A 19,368-nucleotide genomic window follows, 5' to 3' on the forward strand; every position below is an offset into this window, starting at 1 on the left:
CCACGCTTTATTCCCTTCGCTAACGTCGTGCAGCCCCTTCGTCGGGGCTGTCGATGCATGAACGAAAGGACGATCAGTGGCTGGCAGAAAGGACATCCCCAAGATTCCCAACCCGCCGTCGGGCGACGGACATCTCATCACCCACCGCTACATGACGGCCACCGAACTGGCCGAGCGCGAGGCCCGGCAGAGCGCCTACGACGCCATGCTTGCGCGGCAGGCGGCTTTCGAACGCAGCCGCGAGACAGCCGCCGACAAGCCTGAACCGGTTCGCGCCGGTTGCGTGTTCGCCAAGTCCTGCAAATTGCCGGACGCGGTCATCGACTACGCCAATCCCTCCGGCATGGTGCCGACCGACAGCCTGAAGGACTACGGCGACCTGATCCTGCTCGGCGCCCGCGAGGCCGATGCCAGCGGCGGCGTGCCCCTCAGGAAAATCAGCGGCGCGGCCATCCCCGCAGGCCTGGGCACGTTCGCCCTCGCCGGTTCCCTGTTCGAAGCCTTGCCGACCGTGGCCGCCGGCACCGCTGCGGCCACGCTGACGGGACTGGTGGCATTGCTGATGCCGTTGAGCCTGGGCGACAGCGCGCTCTACACCGACGACCAACTGCGCGCCCTCAAACAGGCCCGCACCCGCGTGCGCCTGCGAATCGAACAGCAGGAGGACGGCAACCTCAAGGGTTACGGCTTCTACACCGGCAAGCACCGCGACTGGGAAATGGTCGACGTCGTGCAGTTCGCTCCGCGCGGCAACCAGTACACCGCAGACCTTGGCGAAGGCATTGAACTGATCTGGACACCGGCCAACGACGGCGCCGACACCCTCGGCATCCCGGCCCTGGAAGCCGCCCCGCAGGCGCCGCACATCTGGGTGTACCCGCCGACGGAAGCGGCGGACAGCATTCTGGTGAACCCGGTCTATCCGCCGGAATATCGGGATTTCATTCTGGTGTTTCCGGCGGATTCTGGGGTCAGGCCGGTTTACATTGTGGTGAGCGCTCCGCACGGCAACTACCATCAAAAGCCAAGTTTTCTGCCTGCCTTTCCCGATGCGCGCTGGGCGACCCCAAAAACCCCGATAAAGGGAGGTGGAGGGTTACGTCCACGTTGGAAAGATAGAGACGGCACCATTTACGAATGGGACTTCCAACATGGAGCGGTTGAAACATATACAAAGCGGGGGAAGCATCTTGGTGAGTTCAACCATGAAACGGGTGCTCAGACCAAACCTGCAGATCCAACCAGAAAGGTAGAACCATGAGACATCGGATAATGGGCGTCAAAAAGGGGGAGGATTTCCCGGAGTATGAAAAGAGCATTTCAATTGGTGCTGCAGAACTAAAAATCATCATGGGCTGGATCAATCAGGAGGAGAGCATGCATGACTATCGACTGACAGAGCAGCAAATGTGTGACATTGAGAAAGCGACCGCCCTGACTCTGCCGAGAAATCTCGATTTGTATTTGACCTCAGAGTCGTAAGGCTGAGCCCGGCCGCTTCGTGAACAATCAGCACACAAAGAAAAAACCCCGACCGGTCACCCGGTCGGGGTTTTCTTCAACTGCAATCCGCTTAGTGGGAAACGCGGCTGGTGCCACCCACGGTGGAGATGCGTACACGCTCGCCCACGCGGAACACTTCGTTCGGCTGCACTTCCTGCACGTAGGCGCGCATGCTGCCGTCGTCTTCGCGAACGGTGATCTCGACGCCCTGGGTGCGGGTCAGGCCTTCTTCGGCGGCGGAGCCGACCAGGCCGCCGGCCACGGCACCGATGACCGCCGCCACGATGCTGCCTTTGCCGCCGCCGATGGCGCTGCCGCCGACGCCGCCCACCGCTGCACCGGCGAGGCCGCCGATCGGGGTCTTGGTGCCTTCGATCTTCACCGGACGCAAGGATTCGATGGTGCCCATGCGAATCGTCTGCACGCGACGCGCTTCGTCACGGGAGTAGGTGTCGCCGGTCAGGCTCGACTGGCAGCCGGTGAGCAGCATCGCCATCGTGGAAAAGGAAGCAACCAGCAGGACAGACTTACGCATAGGATCAACTCCAAAGGACAGGTATTCATTAAACTCCGCAGCTTGACGCCTGTCACGGCGCCGCCCGGATAAAATTGGTTTCATTCAGGCCCGGTACAGGCGCCTCAAACGATTCACCCAACAGTAGCGCCAAAATCGGAAAACCGCGCCACAGCCCCAAGGATTTTCATGGATTACTTCATCATCGTCGCCACAACCGTTGCCGGTCTGTACTTCCATGGGTGGCTGTACGTGCGAATCAAACGCTGGATGGATCGCGATCTGGCATTGTCGCTGGCCGGCAAGGACGAAAGCAAACGCGCCTTCATGCTTGAACGCTTGGCACAGGCTCAAAAACAGAAGATCAAGCGTCGGGATCTGCCGCAGTGGCTCAAGGCCGCCGCGGCAGACTATCCCGAGCGGTAGACTGCCTACGGCGCCAGACGTTCCAGAATCCAGCCGGCGCCCTGCATGCGGTAGTTGAGGCGATCGTGCAGACGGCTCGGACGGCCCTGCCAGAACTCGATGCGCTCGGGAAGCAGACGGTAACCGCCCCAGTGTTCAGGGCAGTCCGGCTGGGTGTCGCTGAAGCGCTGCTCGGTGGCCTTGAGCAGATCCTCCAGTTCCCCCCGCCCGTCGATCACCCGGCTCTGCGGCGACGCCCAGGCGCCCAGGCGGCTGCCCAGCGGGCGCACCTGATAATACGCGTCGGACTCGGCCGGCGTGACCTTGGCCACCCGGCCTTCGATCCGCACCTGGCGCTCCAGGGTCGGCCAGAAGAACGTCATGGCGGCGAACGGGTTCGCCGCCAGATGCTGGCCCTTGGCGCTGTCGTAGTTGGTGAAGAAGGTGAACCCCTGCTCGTCCAGGCCCTTGAGCAGCAGAATGCGGCAATGCGGACGGCCGTCCGCATCGACCGTCGCCAGGGTCATGGCGTTGGCCTCCACCGGCGCCTGTTCGGTTTTCACCGCGTCGGCGAACCATTGGTGAAACAACGCGAACGGCTCGGCCGGGGCTTGCGCCTCGGTCAGGCCGTCACGGGTGTAATCACGACGCATATCTGCCAGAGCCTGGGTCATGGCGCATTCCTTTTCGTTAACGGATCACTTCTTTGAAGTATCGGCCGCGGCGACTTTCTTGTCGGCCGTGGCGGCTTTGGCCGGTGCGGTCTTCTTCACCGGGGTTTTCTTGGCCGGGGCCTTGGCGGCGGCTTTCTTGGCCGGGGCCTTTTTGGTGGCCGGCACGGCGGCTTTCTTGGCGGCCGGGGCCGGCGTCACCGGTTTGGCGGCTGGCTTGACGTCTTGCGCGGCGACCATGGTCACCGGCTTCGGCGCTGGCATGTTGTATTTGCTCAGCAGCGCGACCATGGTGTTCTGCGGGGTCACCAGCAGTTCGACGCGACGGTTCAGGGCACGGCCTTCGGCGCTGTCGTTGGCCGCGCGCGGCGCTTCGGAACCCATGCCGCGCAGCATCAGGCGGTCACGCTGCAGGCCGCTGAGGCGGAAGATCGCCGCCACGGCCTGGGCACGTTCCTGGCTCAGCTTGATGTTGGCCGGGGCGGCACCGGTGGTGTCGCTGTGGCCGAGCACCAGCACGGCGGTCTTGGGATCCGCTTCGAGGATCTTCGCCACGCGGGTGAACGGACCGAGGGTGACCGGCAGCAGCATCGCCGGACGATCCGGGTTGAACGAGCCTTCCACCGGCGCCGTCACCACCAGCACGTTTTCGCGGCGCTCCAGTTGCAGGTTGCTTTCCTTGATCGCCTCGCGCAGGCGCGGCTCGTAGTCGTCCAGCCAGGCCTGGGTGACTTTCGGGTCAGGCATCGGCGCGGCCTTGGCGCTGGTGTCCTGATCCTTGCCGCCGAACGGCCACCACCACTTGCCGCCCTTGTCGGCGTCGGCCTTGGCCACGGCGACCGGTTTGGCTTCGGGTTTCGCTTCAGGCTTGGCCTCGGCCTTGACGTCAGCCTTGGCGTCGTCGGAACCGAACGGCCAGTACCAATGGCTGCCGCTTTCGGACTTGGCCACAGGCGCAGTGACGGCGGGCTTCAGCGGTGCCGGGGCCGGTGCCGGCTCTTTCGCCGCGACCTTGTCGGAGGAGCCGAACGGCCACCAGCTGCCGCCGTCGGCGTCGCTTTTCGGGGTCTGGGCGCAACCGGTGATCGCAAAACACAGGGCCAGGGCGAGAGTTGGTTTGGAAGACATTGGAAACCCACAAAATGAAGTGATGAACAACCGGCACGGGTCGGCCCGGATAAACAGACGCTTTGAATCGAAAAAACGGATGAGGTTCCGGCCCTGGAACCTCCGGCAACGCTTTACAGACAAGTGGCTAGCACCCGCGCCAGCTTCTGCGCGCGCGGATCCATCAAGACGTACGGCCCCAAGGTATTTGTCACAAAACCGAACGCGACATCGTGCTCCGGATCAGCAAAACCGACGGAACCGCCCGCTCCCGGATGGCCGAAGGCGCGCGGGCCGAGGCCGTAGGTGGCGTTCGGCACGTCGGGCTGGTCGAGCATGCAGCCGAGGCCGAAACGGGTGCGGGTCAGCAGGGTCTTGTCCTCGCCGAGGCTGTGTTCGCGGGTCAGCTCGTCGAGCATTTCGCCTTCCAGCAGGCTGCCGTCGAGCAGGCCGGCGTAGAACCCGGCCAGGCTGCGCGCATTGCCGTGGCCGTTGGCCGCCGGCTGCTGCATGCGCCGCCACTCCGGCTTGTTGGTGCTTGTGAGCACCGACGGCGGATTGGTGAAGGCGCGGGTGGTCATGGCGGTCGGCTCGCGCATTGTCACCTGCAGCAGGCGCTGGGCGGCGGCGTCACCGACGTTGCCCTTGCCCCGGGCGATATGGGCCACGCGATGGAATTCTTCGTCAGCCAGGCCGACATGGAAGTCCAGCCCCAACGGCTTGGCGACCCGCGCCACGATGGATTCGCCCGCCCCGCGTCCGTCGGCGCGGCGCAGCAGTTCGCCCACCAGCCAGCCGTAGGTGATCGCGGCGTAGCCGTGGCCGGTGCCCGGCGTCCACCACGGCGCCTCTGCCGCGAGGGCGTCGACCATGGTCTGCCATTCGTACAGGGCTTGCGGGGCCATCAGCTCGCGCAGGGCCGGCAGGCCGGCCTGGTGGCAGAGCAATTGGCGCAGGGTGACGGATTCCTTGCCGGCGGCGGCGAATTCCGGCCAGTAGCGGGCGACGGGAACGTCCAGCTGCAACTTGCCTTCGGCCACCAGTTGCAGCGCCGTGACGGCGGCGAACGGCTTGGTGCAGGAGAACAGGTTGGCGATGGTGTCGCTGTGCCAGGCTTCGCTGCCGTCCTTGTCGGCGGTGCCGGACCAGAGGTCGAGGACGGTCTCGCCGCCGACCCGGATGCACAGCGCCGCGCCGCGCTCCTGGGGATCGTCGAACAGTGCCGCGAAGGCGTCGCGCACCGCTTCGAACTGAAGCTCGTAATGTCCCTGAATCTGCACCCGCAACTCCCCCGCCCAAACGCTCTACAAAGTGGCCGGCATTGTTCCAGCCCTTGAGGGTTTTGGGAACTGCTGCGGGCCGGGCGGTTGTGCGGCCGAAGTGAGGATCGGAGGTTTTCGGCTGCGGCCGGCCTCACCGCCAGCAGGCCGGCTCCCACAGCCGTTGACTGCAACGCAATCCCTGTGGGAGCCCGCCTGCTGGCGATGGCGTCAGTGGCCGTTGCCCGAGTGCCCCCCGGCATGGCCGGCGCCCGGCCCCTTGCCGGCCTCGCCCTTGCGCCCGCCTTCGGCTTCATGCCCGGCGTCGCTCACAGGTCGCGCAGCCTCTTTGCCGATCTGCCCGACGGTCGCCAGGTTGCTCTTGCGCACCGCCTCGACAAAGCCCTGGAACGGCAGGTCGGTCACGCCCACCAGGCCGAAGTGGCCGTTCTCGCCGTCCAGCAGGCGTCCGGTCACCGGTTGGTCCAGGTACTGGAACCAGTGCACGCCGACGATCGCCGGCTCGCTCAGGGCCTGCTTGAGGAAGTTGGCATAGGCCGGGCCGCGGTCCTCTTCCTTGGCCAGCGGCGTCACACCGCCCCAGAACGGGCCGCGGTCGGTGGAGCCGAAGTTGAACTCGGTGATCAGCACCGGTTTGTCCAGTTCACGCAACGCGGCGAAGTCGTAGCCGTCCTGGGGCTTGAGGGTGTACAGGTTGAAGCTCAGCACATCGCAGAACTGCGCGCAGGAGGCCACGGCTTCCGGGGTGCTGACGGCAAAGCGGCCGCCGAGCAGCATCTGGTTCGGCGCATGCCATTTGAGCGAATCGGAAATGGTCTTGAAGTAGGTGTCGGCGAACACTTTCTGGAAGTACTTGAAGTCGGCCTCGATCTCCGGGTGCTCGGCGCTCGGCAGCGGCGGCACGAAGCCCGGATCCTCCATCAGTTCCCAGGCCGGCAGGTCGATGCCCCAGGCCTTGGACAGGCCTTCCTGGTTGCGGTACTTGTCCCGCAACTGCTTGAGGAAGGCGCGCTTGGCCGGCACGTCGGTGGTCATTTTCAGGGTGCCGTAGGCCAGGGCGTAGCGCGACTTCGGGTCGTCGCCGGGGCCGGCCCAGGCCAGTTCGTTGTCGGCGTAGTAGCCGATCAGCCACGGATCGTCGCGGTGGTCGCGGGCGGCGATGGCCACGGCGCGCTCGGTGGCCATGGCAAAACGCGGGTCGAACGGGTCGGGCATGCCGCCCCACCAATCGTTGCCGGTGCTGATGCTGGTGTAGTCGCCGACGATGGACAGCGGCAACGTGTAAGGCATACGCTGGGCGTTGCCCAATGGAGAAGCGCTCCAGTTGCCCACGGTGTTGAAGCCCCAGGCCAGCAGGCGGTCGAGGGTGTGGGCGGTCCAGCGCTTCTCGTCGATCGTGGCCTTGCACGGCACGGCGGCGGCCGCCTCGGCATCGGGTTGGCTCTGCACCTGCGTGGCGCAAGGATCGCCGTTCAAGCGTTGCAGGTTGGCGCCATAGAAATCGTACCAGCGCCCGACGTTGTAGCCGCGCCCCTGATCGGCGCCGTTGCCGCCGCGGTTGTCGCCTTCGCCGTAATGGTTGGCCAGCGGTTGGTCGGGCTTGGGCAGGGATTCGAACATCCATTCGCGCCCGGCGACGTAGGTCGGGTTCACGTCCGGGCTCACAGTGTTCACCCCCAGCGAGTAGAACGGATGGCCTTCCGGCGTCACCAGATACCAGCGACCGTCACGTTTTTCGGTGTGGAAGAAACCGCTGGCCTTGAACGCCGGGCCACCGGTCCAGCCGCCGAACTTGTCCAGCGGCGCCTTCTCGCGTTCCGCCAGCCAGCCTTTGAGTTGCTGCTGTTCCTTGGCGGCGGCGGCCTTGAGCTGTTCGTCATTGGCGACCTTCTCCGGCCACTTGCCCCGGGTGGATTGGCCATAGGCATCCACCAGGTTGCCGTAGGCGGCCTTGACCGCCTCGTCGCCGTCCTGCACGCCGAAGCGCTCCAGCAACAGGCTTTGCGCAGCCTTGGGCCGGTCCAGCGACAGGCTGACCGACACCACCTGGCTGCGATCCAGCTCGCCGCTGCTGCCGGCCAGCAGGATCCGCTGGCCGTCGACGGTCATCGGCATCGGCGGCGCGGCCTTCATACCCTGGCTCAGGGGCGAGCTCGCGGTCAACGGCACCAGTAGGGTCTGCGCGGGGCCCGCCGGCAGGTCGACGCGGCTGGTCAGGGTCTTGCCGTCGTTGCTCTGGATCTGCACGTAGACAGTGACGGCCCAGTCCATGGCGCTCTGCAGGCGCAGGCTCATCATGCCGGACTGCGACCAGTCCCAGGCGCCTGTCTGCGGGGCCAGACGGAGTGTCGGACGGGCGGCCGGGCTGAACGTCACCCGGCGCAGCACTTCGCCTTCGGGCGTCTGCTCGGCGTTGGCCTGGGGCAGGTCGGCGTTTTCGGTGGTCACCTTCACCACGTCGGCGGGACGGACGAAATTGAACAGGGTCTGCTGGCCGGTTGGCGCCGCCAGCAACGGGGCGGCGAACATCAGGGCAAAAGCGGCAGGCAACGAACGGCGAATCATAAGAACGGAATTCTCCCTAGCGACCCGTGAAGGCCAATGGACAGGCGATGGCTGAGAGATAGACAACGCGGCGGGCAAAACTGCCCACCGGTGCCTCAGGAAATTTCACGCCGGAACGGCGGCAACGCATTGAGGATGGCCTTGCCGTAGCGCTGGGTGACCAGTCGCCGATCCAGCAAGGTGATGATGCCGCGGTCCTCTTCGGTGCGCAGCAAGCGGCCGCAGGCCTGGACCAGCTTGAGCGAGGCGTCCGGCACGGCGATCTCCATGAACGGGTTGCCGCCCCGGGCCTCGATCCACTCCGACAGCGCGGCCTCGACCGGATCGTCCGGCACCGAGAACGGGATCTTGGCGATCACCACGTGCTCGCAGTAGGCCCCCGGCAAGTCCACGCCCTCGGCGAAGCTGGCGAGGCCGAACAGCACGCTGGAATCGCCGCCGTCGACCCGCGCCTTGTGCTTGTTCAGGGTTTCCTGCTTCGACAGGTTGCCCTGGATGAACACCTGCTTGCGCCAGTCGCGGTCGAGGCCGTCGAACACGTCCTGCATCTGCTTGCGCGAGGAGAACAGCACCAGGCTGCCCCGCGAGCCTTCGACCAGATCCGGCAGGTCGCGGATGATCGCGGCGGTATGGCCGGCGGCGTCCCGCGGATCGGCGTTGAGGTCCGGCACCCGCAGCACGCCGGCGTCGGAATGGTGGAACGGGCTCGGCACCACGGCGGTGACGGCTTTCTTCGGCAGGCCGGCGCGCATGCGGAAACGGTCGAACGTGCCGAGCGCCGTCAGGGTCGCCGAGGTCACCAGGCAGCCGTGCGCCACGTTCCACAGGCTGCGGCGCAGGGTCTCCGCCGCCAGGATCGGGCTGGCGTTGACCTCGATGTCGAACAGCGAACCGCTTTCGGCCAGGGTCAGCCAGCGCGCCATGGGCGGGTTGTCTTCCGGATCCTCGGCGGTGAACGCGGTCCACAGCTCCCAGTTGCCGGAGGCCCGGGACAGCAGGCTGCCGAACAGCGGATACCACTCTTCGGCCTGGGTGCTGGCGATGCCGATGTTGACCTCGCCGTCCATGCCTTCCTTGAGCAGGTCGGTCAGGCGGGTGAACAGGTCGTTGAGCCGGGCGAAGCCCTTCTTCAGCTCGATGCCCATTTCGCGCATGTGCTCGGGGATCACCCCGCCGACGAAGCGGTGGCGCGGCCGCTCGCGGCCTTCGGTGTCTTCGCCTGGACGGAAGTCGGCGATCTGCTCGCAGGCGCTGAACATGAACTGCTGCTGGGCCTTGATCTCCCGCGCCAGCTCCGGCACCTGTTCGATCAGCTTGCCGAGGTCGCCGGGCAACGGATGCTGGGCCAGCAGTTTGGTGAGGTTCTTGGCGGTGGTCTCCAGCCAGTCGGCGGTGGAGCGCAGGCGCGTGTAATGGGCGAAATGGCCGATGGCCTTGTCGGGCAGGTGATGGCCTTCGTCGAACACGTAGATCGTGTCGCGCGGATCCGGCAGCACCGCGCCGCCGCCCAGCGCGAGGTCGGCCAGCACCATGTCGTGGTTGGTGACGATCACATCGACCTTGCCCATGCCTTCGCGGGCCTTGTAGAAGGCGCACTGGCCGAAGTTGGGGCAATGGCGGTTGGTGCACTGGCTGTGGTCGGTGGTCAGGCGCGCCCAGTCGGCGTCCTCCAGGGCGTTGGGCCAGCTGTCGCGGTCGCCGTCCCACTTATTGCCGGCGAGCTTCTCGATCATGCTGGTGAACAGCTTCTGGCTGGCCTCGTCGACCTCGATCTTGAAGCCTTCCTCTTCGAACAGCTGCGCGGTGGCGGTCTGCGCGTGGCCTTCCTGCAGCAGCATGTCGAGCTTGGACAGGCACAGGTAGCGGCCGCGGCCCTTGGCCAGGGCGAAGCTGAAGTTCAGCCCGCTGTTGCGCATCAGGTCGGGCAGGTCCTTGTAGACGATCTGCTCCTGCAGGGCCACGGTGGCGGTGGCGATCACCAGCCGCTTGCCGGCGGCCTTGGCAGTGGGGATCGCCGCCAGGCTGTAGGCCACCGTCTTGCCCGTACCGGTGCCGGCCTCCACCGCGACGATCGCGGGGTCGCCGCTGCGCTTGCCTTCGTCGTCGGTGTCGATGTCGCCGAGGACCTTGGCGACTTCAGCGATCATCAGGCGCTGGCCGTAGCGCGGCTTGAGGCTCTTGGCCTCGAGGAAACGCGAGTAGGCGCCCTGGATCGTGGTTTTGAGTTCGGTGCTGATCATGGGGTGTCGGGCGCAAAAAGCGCTGGATAAATTTTCAGTGGTTCGGATCGGCCGCTATCATACCCCGCTAATCAGTCCCGCGCAGAACGGAGTGCCCCAATGACACCTTTTAGCCTCGTTTACCCCGTGCATGTGCTCGCCGCCCTGGTCTGGGTCGGCGGCATGTTCTTCGCCTGGATGGTGCTGCGCCCCGCCGCGGTCAAGGCGCTGGACGGCCCCGGCCGGCTGACCCTGTGGGTGGAAGTGTTTCAAGGTTTTTTCCGCTGGGTGTGGGGTGCGGTGATCCTGCTGCCGGTCACTGGCGTGGGCATGCTGCACCTTCAGCAGATCGGCTTCGACAACGCGCCGCGGTACGTGCAGGTGATGATGGGGCTGTTCGTGGTCATGACGGCGCTGTTCATCCGGATTCAGGCCTTGATGCTGCCGGAGCTGCGCACGGCGGTGGAGGCGAAGGACTGGCCGGCGGGCGCGGCGGTGCTGGGGCGGATCCGCCGGGTGGTGGGGATCAACCTGCTGGTCGGGATTGCCCTGGTGGCGGTGGCGGCGGCGCGGCCGACGTTCTGAGCCGCACGCGACACCGCTCAGGCCAGGAAGCCTGCTCCCTGGTCTGAGCGCAATGGCTTACAGGTGCTGCACGGTCACGGAGCCAGCCGCGCCCACAGGCCCGGGCTGGCCGTCGGCGCCCGGGCGGCCGCTCTTGCCGCCGTCGGCGCGGTACACCAGGCAGCCCTTGGACTTGCCGCCCGCCCCTGGCTTGCCGCCAGGCCCCGCCGGGCCGCCCGCGCCGCCGGCCACATCGACCTTGATCAACTGCGCCGGGAAGTCCCGCGGCACTTCAAGACGCACCAGGCCGCCCGGCGCGCCCGGCTGGCCGTCGCTGCCGTTGCTGCCGTCGAAACCGCGTCCGGCCTGACCCCAGGTGCAGCCCGGATCCTGGCCGTTGGCGCCGTCCAGCCCGACGAACCCGGGCGCACCGGTGCCGCCGCGGGCATCGACCGACAGCTGCGGCGCGTTCAGCGCCTTGAACTGCAGGTTCAGGTTGCGCCCGGCGCGGGCCGCTTTTTCGTAAGTGCCCGGCGCCCCGCGCGCGGTGATCCGGCTGCCTTCGGCCAGGTCCGCACGGCTGACCTTCATGTCCAGCGCCTGTTCGCCCGGCACGATGGCGATCCGCGCTTCGTGGCCCAGGCGCAATTCCTTGACGGTCAGTTCGGTGACGTTGGCCGGCACCAGCAAGGTGCCGTAGTCGGCGACCTCCAGCCGTTCCAGCTGCAGTGTGCTGGCGGTGTTGGGCAGGCGCATCAGGGAGTTGGTCTCGACGCTGACCACCTGGGCGCAGGCCAGTGGACTGATGAATGCAGCGAGCAGGCAGAGTTTACGCATGGGAAGCCTCCGGGGCGGCCGGGGCCGGGATGGTTTGCAGGTGGAAAACGCCGAACAGCAGGATGCGGCCACGGTCGCGCCAAGGGTGCGGGCGCCCCTTGAGGCTGCGGTTGCACAGCAGCGCCTCCAGGACGTGGATCAGCAGCCAGAGACCGCCGGCCAGGTTGACCAGCAGGTGCAGCGGACGGACAAACGGCACCAACTGATTGGCCAGCACCACGCAAACGAACAGCAGGGTCAACAACCGCCCCAGCCCCCATAACAGCTTCATACGCTCCCCCGTGTCGGAATTATTCTTTGGGCGCACAGTAACGGCTTCGGTGATGGATTAGCCAGAGGGGAAAATGAAAAAAATCCGTCACCCGCCGGACGGCCGCCGGCACGCCGTGATTCGGCGGCCGACAGCTCTAGCCTGCGGACTACAGACAATTCCTAACGATTGATGTGCAGTTCCACGCGACGGTTCTGCGCACGGCCCTCATCGGTGTTGTTGTCCGCCACCGGTTCGCGCTCGCCGCGTCCTTCGCTGGTGAGCTTGCCGGGCTCCAGCCCCTGGCTCAGCAGGTACGCCGCCACGCTGCTGGCGCGCCGCTCCGACAGGGCCTGGTTGTAGGCGTCGGTGCCTTTGCTGTCGGTGTGGCCGATGACCTTGATGCTTACCACGTCGGCGTTGCGCAGCTTGTCCATCAACGAATCCAGTTGGCTTTTCGCCGCCGGGGTCAGGTCGGACTTGTCGAAATCGAACAGCACGTTGCCGGCATCGCTCAGGGTGATGACTTCGGTCTGTGGGGCCGGGGCCGGTTTCTCGGTGGCCGGGTACTGCGGCAGCGGGCAGCCGCGGTGGTCGACCGGTGTGTTGGCCGGTGTGTCGGGGCAACGGTCGCGGCGGTCGAACACGCCGTCGCCGTCTTCATCGCCGTCCTGGGCGTAACAGATCAGTCCGCCGGTGAGTATCCCCAACGCCGCGCCGCCGCCCGCCCAACCGCCGTTTTCGAGCGCGCCGAGACCGCCGCCGACCAGCCCGCCGATGAGGCTGCAGATCGGCCACGTGCGTTGATTGAGGGGAGCGGTGCCATCGCTGTGGGTGGCGCAACCGGTCAGCAGGCTGCCCAGCAGCAGAACCGGCAAGACGGACCTTGTGAGAACACTCATCGTGAAAGCTCCTGTGTCACCGGCCCATACCGGTTACACAGGAGTAAAGACCCGCATCCGCGACTGCACAAGCCGCGGATGCGAGGGGGCTCAACGCACGATTTTGATTTCCGTGCGACGGTTCAGCGCGCGGCCGTCCGCAGTCTTGTTGTCCGCCACCGGCTGGCTTTCACCGGCACCGGTCACCGACACGAAGCTTGCGCGAGGCACGCCTTGCTGGATCAGGTACTCGACCACCGAGTGCGCACGGCGGTCCGACAGTTTCTTGTTGTAGGCATCGCTGCCCACGCTGTCGGTGTGACCGGTCACGGTCAGCTGCGCGGTGGAGGATTCCTGTTTCAGGCGCGAGGCGACCTTGTCCAGGACCTGTTTATCGGATGGCGTCAGCGTGGCCTTGTCGAACTGGAAGTGCACATCGCGGATCACGATGGTTTCTTCCTTGACCACGACCGCTTCTTCCACCACTGGCGCAGGTGCCGGTGGAGGGCAGCCGTCGGCGTCGACCTTCACGCCGCGAGGCGTGTGGGGGCACTTGTCGCGGCTGTCCGGCACACCGTCGCCGTCCTCGTCGCCGTCACCGTGCACCCAGCAGTAGGCCGCTGCCGTGCCGCCGACCAACAGCGCGCCGTAACCGGCCCAGGACGAACTTTCCGTCGCCCCGAGACCTGCGCCGACGACACCGCCGACTGCCGCACAGGTCGGCCAGTCGGTTTTCTGCAAACCTGCACAACCAGTCAACACACTGGTTAGCAGAACCAAGGGCAATGCTGTCCGAACTATGCTCATCTAGTTTTCTCCTGAGGGATCGGCTTGCAACCGATTCAGGGAGTAAAGACCGGAGTTTTAATCTCCGCCAGCAATAGGTGATGGCTGTTTGCACGCCTGTTCACGGGACTTCGCCGCACTTGCCGCAAACCCGCGAAACAGGGCGCTAGGCTCCTGCGCCCCGGCACGCTAGTCTTGACGGCCTGACCGAGGATTTTCCATGACCGTCGCCCTTTCCCCCCGTACGCCGCAGCAGGCGCTGGCCGCCCTGCTCGACCGCTACGCGCCGGCCCGCCTGCTGCTGATCGGCGCCAGCGAGTTCCCGGCCCTGGCCGCCTTCAAAGAGGCCCACCCGGACACCCGCGTCGCCCACGCCGCTCCCGGCGCCTTGCCCGATGAGCTCGCCGCGCAGCGGTTCGACCTGGCGCTGGTGGTCGATTGCCTGGAGCACCTGCCCAAGCGCGACGGCCTGAACCTGCTGGGCGGCATCCGCAACCTCAACGCCAGCCGCATCGCCGTGCTGGCGGACCTTGCGGCCAGCGGCTGGCAGGAGACGGACTTCTACTCCCTGGCCCTGCAGGCCAGCGAGCGCTTTGCCCGCGACGAGCAGGTGCTGACCCTGTTCACCTACGATCTGCTTGACTACAAGCAAGTCCCCGACTGGCTCAACTCGAAGTTCTGGGCCAACCCGGAAAACTTCGGCAAATATTGGTGGTGACGCAATGAGTACAGCCATTTGCCCCTGCGGCAGCGGCAACCTGCTGGAAGCCTGCTGCGGCCATTATCACGCCGGTCATCCGGCCCCCTGCGCCGAAGCCCTGATGCGCTCTCGCTACAGCGCCTATGTGCTGGGCCTGGTCGACTACCTGGTGGCGACCACCCTGCCTGCCCAGCAAGCGGGGCTGGATCGCCACTCGATCAGCGACTGGAGCGCCCAGAGCACCTGGCTCGGCCTTGAGGTGGAAAGCTCGGAAGTGCTCGGCGGCCAGCCGGAGCACGCCTTCGTCACCTTCACCGCCCGCTGGCACGACAGCCAGGGCGAACACAGCCACCGCGAACGCTCGTCGTTCGTGCAGAACGCCGGCCGCTGGTACTTCATCGACCCGACCGTGGCGATGAAGACCGGCCGCAACGACGCGTGCCCCTGCGCCAGCGGGCAGAAGTTCAAGAAGTGCTGCGCGGGGTATTTCGGCGCGTGAGGTGAGCGGCGTCTAGACTGGGCCGAAAAGGAGTGACTCCATGCCCGGTCGATGGCGCAACCTGCAATTCCTCAGCCTGCTGCTGTTTCTGGCCCTGGGCGGCTGCGCCTCGTGGTTCGCCGACGACTTGCCGGATCCGGCGGTGCATCTGGTGAAGGTGGAAGTGGTGCGGGCCAAGCTGCTGGAACAGAAGTTCATCCTGCACTTTCGCATCGACAACCCCAACGACAGCGACCTGACCGTGCGCGGCCTCGAATACCGCGTGCACCTGGCCGGCCTGCTGCTGACCGAGGGCGAGCACGAACACTGGATCACGGTGGGGCCCAAACGCAGCGCTTTCTATAAGGTGCCGGTGCGCACCAACCTGTGGCCCCAGGTGAAAGAGGTGGTGAAACTGCTGAAGAACCCGAACCAGCAGATCCCCTACCGGCTGCAGGGCGAGATGGAAACCGGTTTATTCATCGCGCACTACGTGCACCTGGAGCGCAATGGCGTGATAATCCCCGCCGAATTGATTCCGGAGTGACCCCGATGACCCAGCAACCTCATGTCCATGGCCCTGACTGCAACCACGATCATGACCATCACCACCACGACCATGGCCATGTCCACGGCCCGAACTGCGGCCACGCCCACCAGGAGCCGGTGCGCAACGCCCTGAAGGACGTCGGCCGCAACGACCCTTGCCCGTGCGGCAACGGCAAGAAATTCAAGAAGTGCCACGGCGCGTGACGCCTGGGGCGAAGACCGCCTTCGCCTGACCGACCGCCATCGCCAGCAGGCTGGCTCCCACCTTGTTCGGCAGTGACCGCAAACACTGCATTCAACCGAGATTCTGTGGGAGCCAGCCTGCTGGCGATGGCGTCAGACCGAGCGCCGCAAGGCTGGCAGAAGACTGTTGTTCTCGGATGGAATCCGCGTCGCGCACCTCTCCTGTGGGAGCTGGCTTGCCAGCGATGACGTCAGCCCATTCACCGCCTCTGCCCTCAGACCGCCGCCAGAATCTCGCGGCTGCCGACCACCGTCGCATACTCGCCGTGCAGGTTCCCCAGCGACATCGCATGCACATCCTCGGCCGAACGCAAGGCACCGAAGAAATCGGCCTTGTCGAAGGTGAAGCACGCATCCTCCGCCACCCAGGCCTCGAACCCCAGATTGCCCGCCGTGCGCGCCGTGGCCTCCACGGAGTTGTGGGTCGCCACGCCGACGATGACCAGTTGCCCGATCCCCGCCCCGCGCAACATCGCTTCAAGCCCGGTCGCGCAGAACGCATCCGGCACCTGCTTCTGGACCAGCCGCTCGCCGTCCTGCGGCGCGAAGCGTTCCTGAAACTCCACCCCCGATTGCCCGGGCCAGAACACCGAGTCCGGTGAACGGGACAAGTGCTGGACATGGATCACCGGCCGGCCGCTGCGGCGCCACGTCCCCAGCAGGTCGAGGATCCGCGCCTCGGCCTGCGGATTGTTCCGTCGCCCCAGGCGCGGATGCAGGATGCCTTTCTGCTGGTCGATGATGATCAGGGCAGCGTTGGCCTGAAGCTCCATGGCGGTGTTTCCCTCGAAAGGTCAGTTGATCGACCACTTCAACATCTCCGTTCGCTGCAGAGCAAGCACCCCGTTCCGTCGCACGCAGCGCCCCGCCCCGGAAATAACTGTGTCACCCGCTTGCGCGGCCCCTTCCCGCTCACTAACGTAGCGCCTTTACTGACGCTACCCCCCGCAGGAGCCTTGCCATGGCCTCGCCAGCCCTCACACAATTTCTTCCCCGGTTCGGCGTTGCCGCAGCAGTGGCCGGCGTCTTGAGCCTGGCCGGTTGCCAGACCTGGAACGCTCAGGATTCGCTCCCGCCCGTCTCCGGCGTGCAACCGCTCAAGGGCCTGGCGCAGAACGTCTCGGTGCGGCGCAACGCCATGGGCATGCCGCTGATCGAGAGCAACAGCTTCCACGATGCGCTCTTCGCGTTGGGCTATGTCCATGCCGGCGACCGGATCAACCAAATGGTGACCCTGCGCCTGCTGGCCCAGGGCCGTCTGGCGGAGATGTCCGGCCCGGCCCTGCTGGATGCAGACCGCTACATGCGCGCGGTCAACCTGAAGAAAAGCGCCGACGAGCTGTACAAGGCCTCGTCGCCGCGGCTCAAGCGCTTCTTCGAAGTCTATGCGCGGGGCGTCAACGCTTACCTGTTCCGCTACGCCGACAAACTGCCGGGGGATCTGGCCGCCAACGGCTACAAGCCGGAGTACTGGAAGCCTGAGGATTCGGCGCTGATCTTCTGCCTGCTGAACTTCAGCCAATCGGCCAACCTGCCGGAAGAGATCGCCTCGCTGGTGCTCGCGCAGACCGTCACCACCGACAAGCTGGCCTGGCTGACCCCGTCGGCGCCAGACGAAAACCTACCGCTGGCCGAAGCCGACAAGCTGCAAGGCATCAAGCTCAACGGCCAGGTGCCGGGCCTGAGCGAACTGAGCAACGCCACTCAGCAACTGGCGGCGCTGAACCTGCTCGGCGCCGGGTCGTCGAGCAACTGGGCCATCGCCCCGCAACGCAGCCGCAGCGGCAAGAGCCTGCTGGCCAGCGACAGCCACGGCCCGCTCGCCGCTCCGTCGCTGTGGAGCTTCGTGCAGATCCGCGCTCCCAAATACCAGGCCGCCGGGGTGACCGTGGCCGGCCTGCCGATGGTGCTCGGCGGCTTCAACGGCAAAGTGGCCTGGAGCATCAGCAGCGTGCAGGGCGACAACCAGGACCTGTTCCTGGAGAGGATCCGCCGTCAGGGCAGCAGCCTGACCTACGAGGTCAACGGCAAATGGCAGCCGTTGGCGGTGCGCCAGGAAACCTATTTCGTCAAAGGCCAGCGGCCGATCCGCGAAGCGGTGTACGAAACCCGCCACGGTGCGCTGCTCAACAGTGCCCAGGCGGCGGCCCAGGGCTCGGGTTTCGGGCTTGCGCTGCAAGTGCCGAGCTTCACCGACGACAAGTCCCTCGATGCGCTGTTCGACCTGAGCCGCGCGCAGAACGCCGAGCGCGCCTCGGACGCCAGCCGGGAAATCCGCGCCATCGGGCTGAACCTGGTGTTCGCCGACGCCAGCGACATCGGCTGGCAGGTCACCGGCCGCTTCCCGAACCGCCGCGAGGGCGAAGGCCTGTTGCCGTCGCCGGGCTGGGAGGGCCGCTACGATTGGGACGGCTACGCCGACCCGATGCTGCACCCCTACGATCAGGCCCCGGCCCAGGGCTGGCTCGGCACCGCCAACCAGCGGGTCATCCCCCATGGCTACGGCATGCAGCTGTCCAACTCCTGGGCTGCGCCGGAGCGCGGCGAGCGCCTGGCCGAGCTGGCCGGCAGCGGCAAGCACGACAGCCGCAGCGTGATTGCCATGCAGTACGACCAGACCACCCTGTTCGCCGCCAAACTGAAGAAGATGTTCGAAGCGCCGGGCATGGCCCAGCCGCTCAAGCGGGCGATCGAAGCCCTGCCGGACGCCGACCGCGCCAAGGCCCGCGAAGCCTACACGCGCCTGATGGCGTTCGACGGCAAGCTCAGCCCGACCTCCGCCGATGCGGCGATCTACGAGCTGTTCCTGCAGGAAAGCATGAAGCAGATCTTCCTCGACGAACTCGGACCGCAGAGCAGCCCGGCGTGGAAAGCCTTCGTCGCCAACGGCGACCTGTCCTACGCCGCCCAGGCCGACCACTTGCTGGGCCGCGAGGACAGCCCGTTCTGGGACGATGTCCGCACCCCGCAGAAAGAAGGCAAACCGGCGATCCTGGCCCGCAGCCTGGCCGCCGCCATCAGCGCCGGCGACAGCCAGCTGGGCGGCGACCGCAGAGCCTGGCAGTGGGGCAAGCTGCACCGCTACGAGTGGAAAAACGCCAACGGCCAGACGATCCGCGGCCCGCTCGCCGCCGGCGGCGACCACACCACGCTCAACCTGGCGGCCTTCGCCTGGGGCCAGGACGCCGCCGTCAGCCGCGCGCCGTCGATGCGCTTCATCGTCGACTTCGGCCAAAGCGAACCGCTGTCGGCCCAGAACGGCACCGGTCAGTCCGGCAACCCGGCCAGCCCGAACTACCTGAACGGGATCGATCCGTGGCTCAAGGGGCAGTACATCGGCCTGCCGATGCAGCCGCAGAACTTCGACCGGGTCTACGGCAAGACCCGCCTGACCCTCACCCCAGGCAAATGAACGCCCCCCCCGCCGCCGCATCCGCTCGGCGGCGGGCACGGCCCCTGTAGGCGCCAGCCTGCTGGCGATGGCGGACAGCCTGGTCCATCGAGGCCATCTGTGCCGCCGTCATCGCAAGCAAGCTTGCTCCCACAGGATTTGCAGTGATCACAAACTCTGCATCCACCCAAATTCCCTTGTAGGAGCCAGCCTGCTGGCGATGGCGGCCGGTCTGGTCCATCGAGGCCGGATGTGCCGCCGTCATCGCAAGCAAGCTTGCTCCCACAGGGTTCTGCCGTGACCACAGATTCTGCATTCACCCACGCTTCACTGTGGGAGCCAGCCTGCTGGCGATGGCGTCCGCCAAGACGCCGCAGGGCCGCGCTGTCACGCCCGCAGCCTGCGCGCACCACGCTCCCGAAACG

At 66.2% G+C, this 19,368-nt stretch carries 20 protein-coding genes; 9 read left to right on the forward strand and 11 right to left on the reverse strand.

What is annotated here, in order from left to right; translation table 11 throughout:
• The first annotated feature begins 76 nt into the window (after positions 1-76).
• The gene (locus CAG29_RS10135) at positions 77-1,261 is read left to right on the forward strand and encodes an S-type pyocin domain-containing protein (RefSeq protein WP_085694352.1); all 1,185 of its coding nucleotides are present in this window, start codon (positions 77-79) and stop codon (positions 1,259-1,261) included.
• An 11-nt stretch (positions 1,262-1,272) separates the two neighbouring features.
• Positions 1,273-1,482 (forward strand): hypothetical protein, encoded by a 210-nt coding sequence (locus CAG29_RS10140; protein ID WP_170929959.1) that lies wholly within the window; start codon positions 1,273-1,275, stop codon positions 1,480-1,482.
• 91 nt (positions 1,483-1,573) lie between these two features.
• Here the strand turns inward: CAG29_RS10140 and CAG29_RS10145 are convergent, their stop codons facing one another.
• Complete coding sequence (locus CAG29_RS10145) at positions 1,574-2,038, reverse strand: glycine zipper 2TM domain-containing protein (RefSeq protein WP_085581628.1); 465 nt, start codon at positions 2,036-2,038, stop codon at positions 1,574-1,576.
• A gap of 168 nt (positions 2,039-2,206) precedes the next feature.
• On the opposite strand from CAG29_RS10145, the gene CAG29_RS10150 reads away from it, so the two are divergent.
• On the forward strand, positions 2,207-2,443 hold the full coding sequence (locus tag CAG29_RS10150) for a hypothetical protein (RefSeq protein ID WP_085581626.1): 237 nt from the start codon (positions 2,207-2,209) through the stop codon (positions 2,441-2,443).
• A gap of 5 nt (positions 2,444-2,448) precedes the next feature.
• Here the strand turns inward: CAG29_RS10150 and pdxH are convergent, their stop codons facing one another.
• The 5 genes from pdxH to dinG form a co-directional block, all read right to left on the reverse strand.
• Positions 2,449-3,096, reverse strand: coding sequence for a pyridoxamine 5'-phosphate oxidase (gene pdxH, locus CAG29_RS10155; RefSeq protein WP_085632154.1), 648 nt, complete (start codon positions 3,094-3,096; stop codon positions 2,449-2,451).
• 24 nt (positions 3,097-3,120) lie between these two features.
• Complete coding sequence (locus tag CAG29_RS10160; RefSeq protein WP_085632152.1) at positions 3,121-4,221, reverse strand: OmpA family protein; 1,101 nt, start codon at positions 4,219-4,221, stop codon at positions 3,121-3,123.
• Positions 4,222-4,334: 113 nt separating this feature from the next.
• Positions 4,335-5,480, reverse strand: a complete 1,146-nt coding sequence (locus CAG29_RS10165) for a serine hydrolase domain-containing protein (protein ID WP_085694354.1) — start codon at positions 5,478-5,480, stop codon at positions 4,335-4,337.
• Between the two features lie 210 nt (positions 5,481-5,690).
• Positions 5,691-8,045, reverse strand: a complete 2,355-nt coding sequence (locus CAG29_RS10170; RefSeq protein WP_085694356.1) for a beta-galactosidase — start codon at positions 8,043-8,045, stop codon at positions 5,691-5,693.
• 95 nt (positions 8,046-8,140) lie between these two features.
• Entirely contained in the window at positions 8,141-10,285 is a 2,145-nt protein-coding gene (gene dinG, locus CAG29_RS10175; RefSeq protein ID WP_085581616.1) for an ATP-dependent DNA helicase DinG, read from the reverse strand.
• Between the two features lie 99 nt (positions 10,286-10,384).
• Here dinG and CAG29_RS10180 point away from each other — a divergent pair, with 99 nt between their 5' ends.
• A complete protein-coding gene (locus tag CAG29_RS10180) occupies positions 10,385-10,849 on the forward strand; it encodes a CopD family protein (RefSeq protein WP_085581614.1) in 465 nt (154 codons plus the stop codon).
• A 57-nt stretch (positions 10,850-10,906) separates the two neighbouring features.
• On the opposite strand, the gene CAG29_RS10185 is transcribed toward CAG29_RS10180, so the two are convergent.
• The 4 genes from CAG29_RS10185 to CAG29_RS10200 all read right to left on the reverse strand — a co-directional run bounded on the left by CAG29_RS10185 (position 10,907) and on the right by CAG29_RS10200 (position 13,603).
• Positions 10,907-11,665, reverse strand: coding sequence for a collagen pro alpha-chain precursor (locus tag CAG29_RS10185; RefSeq protein WP_085581612.1), 759 nt, complete (start codon positions 11,663-11,665; stop codon positions 10,907-10,909).
• Positions 11,658-11,936, reverse strand: a complete 279-nt coding sequence (locus CAG29_RS10190) for a DUF1145 domain-containing protein (RefSeq protein WP_085581610.1) — start codon at positions 11,934-11,936, stop codon at positions 11,658-11,660. Before CAG29_RS10190 ends, CAG29_RS10185 begins: the two co-directional genes overlap by 8 nt.
• 161 nt (positions 11,937-12,097) lie before the next feature.
• Positions 12,098-12,817: an OmpA family protein gene (locus CAG29_RS10195; protein WP_085581608.1), complete on the reverse strand. Its 720-nt coding sequence runs from the start codon at positions 12,815-12,817 to the stop codon at positions 12,098-12,100.
• Between the two features lie 90 nt (positions 12,818-12,907).
• Entirely contained in the window at positions 12,908-13,603 is a 696-nt protein-coding gene (locus tag CAG29_RS10200; RefSeq protein ID WP_085581606.1) for an OmpA family protein, read from the reverse strand.
• A 199-nt stretch (positions 13,604-13,802) separates the two neighbouring features.
• Here CAG29_RS10200 and CAG29_RS10205 point away from each other — a divergent pair, with 199 nt between their 5' ends.
• From CAG29_RS10205 to CAG29_RS10220, 4 genes are read left to right on the forward strand one after another with little or no spacing between them, the layout of a single operon-like run.
• The gene (locus CAG29_RS10205; RefSeq protein WP_085581604.1) at positions 13,803-14,300 is read left to right on the forward strand and encodes a DUF6231 family protein; all 498 of its coding nucleotides are present in this window, start codon (positions 13,803-13,805) and stop codon (positions 14,298-14,300) included.
• 4 nt (positions 14,301-14,304) lie between these two features.
• Positions 14,305-14,781 (forward strand): YchJ family protein, encoded by a 477-nt coding sequence (locus CAG29_RS10210; RefSeq protein WP_085581602.1) that lies wholly within the window; start codon positions 14,305-14,307, stop codon positions 14,779-14,781.
• 40 nt (positions 14,782-14,821) lie between these two features.
• Positions 14,822-15,307: an LEA type 2 family protein gene (locus tag CAG29_RS10215; RefSeq protein ID WP_085581600.1), complete on the forward strand. Its 486-nt coding sequence runs from the start codon at positions 14,822-14,824 to the stop codon at positions 15,305-15,307.
• A 5-nt stretch (positions 15,308-15,312) separates the two neighbouring features.
• Positions 15,313-15,513, forward strand: a complete 201-nt coding sequence (locus CAG29_RS10220; RefSeq protein WP_085581598.1) for an SEC-C metal-binding domain-containing protein — start codon at positions 15,313-15,315, stop codon at positions 15,511-15,513.
• Positions 15,514-15,767: 254 nt separating this feature from the next.
• On the opposite strand, the gene CAG29_RS10225 is transcribed toward CAG29_RS10220, so the two are convergent.
• Complete coding sequence (locus tag CAG29_RS10225; protein ID WP_085637342.1) at positions 15,768-16,325, reverse strand: cysteine hydrolase family protein; 558 nt, start codon at positions 16,323-16,325, stop codon at positions 15,768-15,770.
• A gap of 188 nt (positions 16,326-16,513) precedes the next feature.
• On the opposite strand from CAG29_RS10225, the gene CAG29_RS10230 reads away from it, so the two are divergent.
• On the forward strand, positions 16,514-18,964 hold the full coding sequence (locus CAG29_RS10230; protein WP_085694358.1) for a penicillin acylase family protein: 2,451 nt from the start codon (positions 16,514-16,516) through the stop codon (positions 18,962-18,964).
• The last annotated feature ends 404 nt before the right edge of the window (positions 18,965-19,368 follow it).

The sequence above is a fragment of the Pseudomonas sp. B7(2017) genome (assembly GCF_002112745.1).
Lineage (GTDB): Bacteria > Pseudomonadota > Gammaproteobacteria > Pseudomonadales > Pseudomonadaceae > Aquipseudomonas > Aquipseudomonas ekonensis.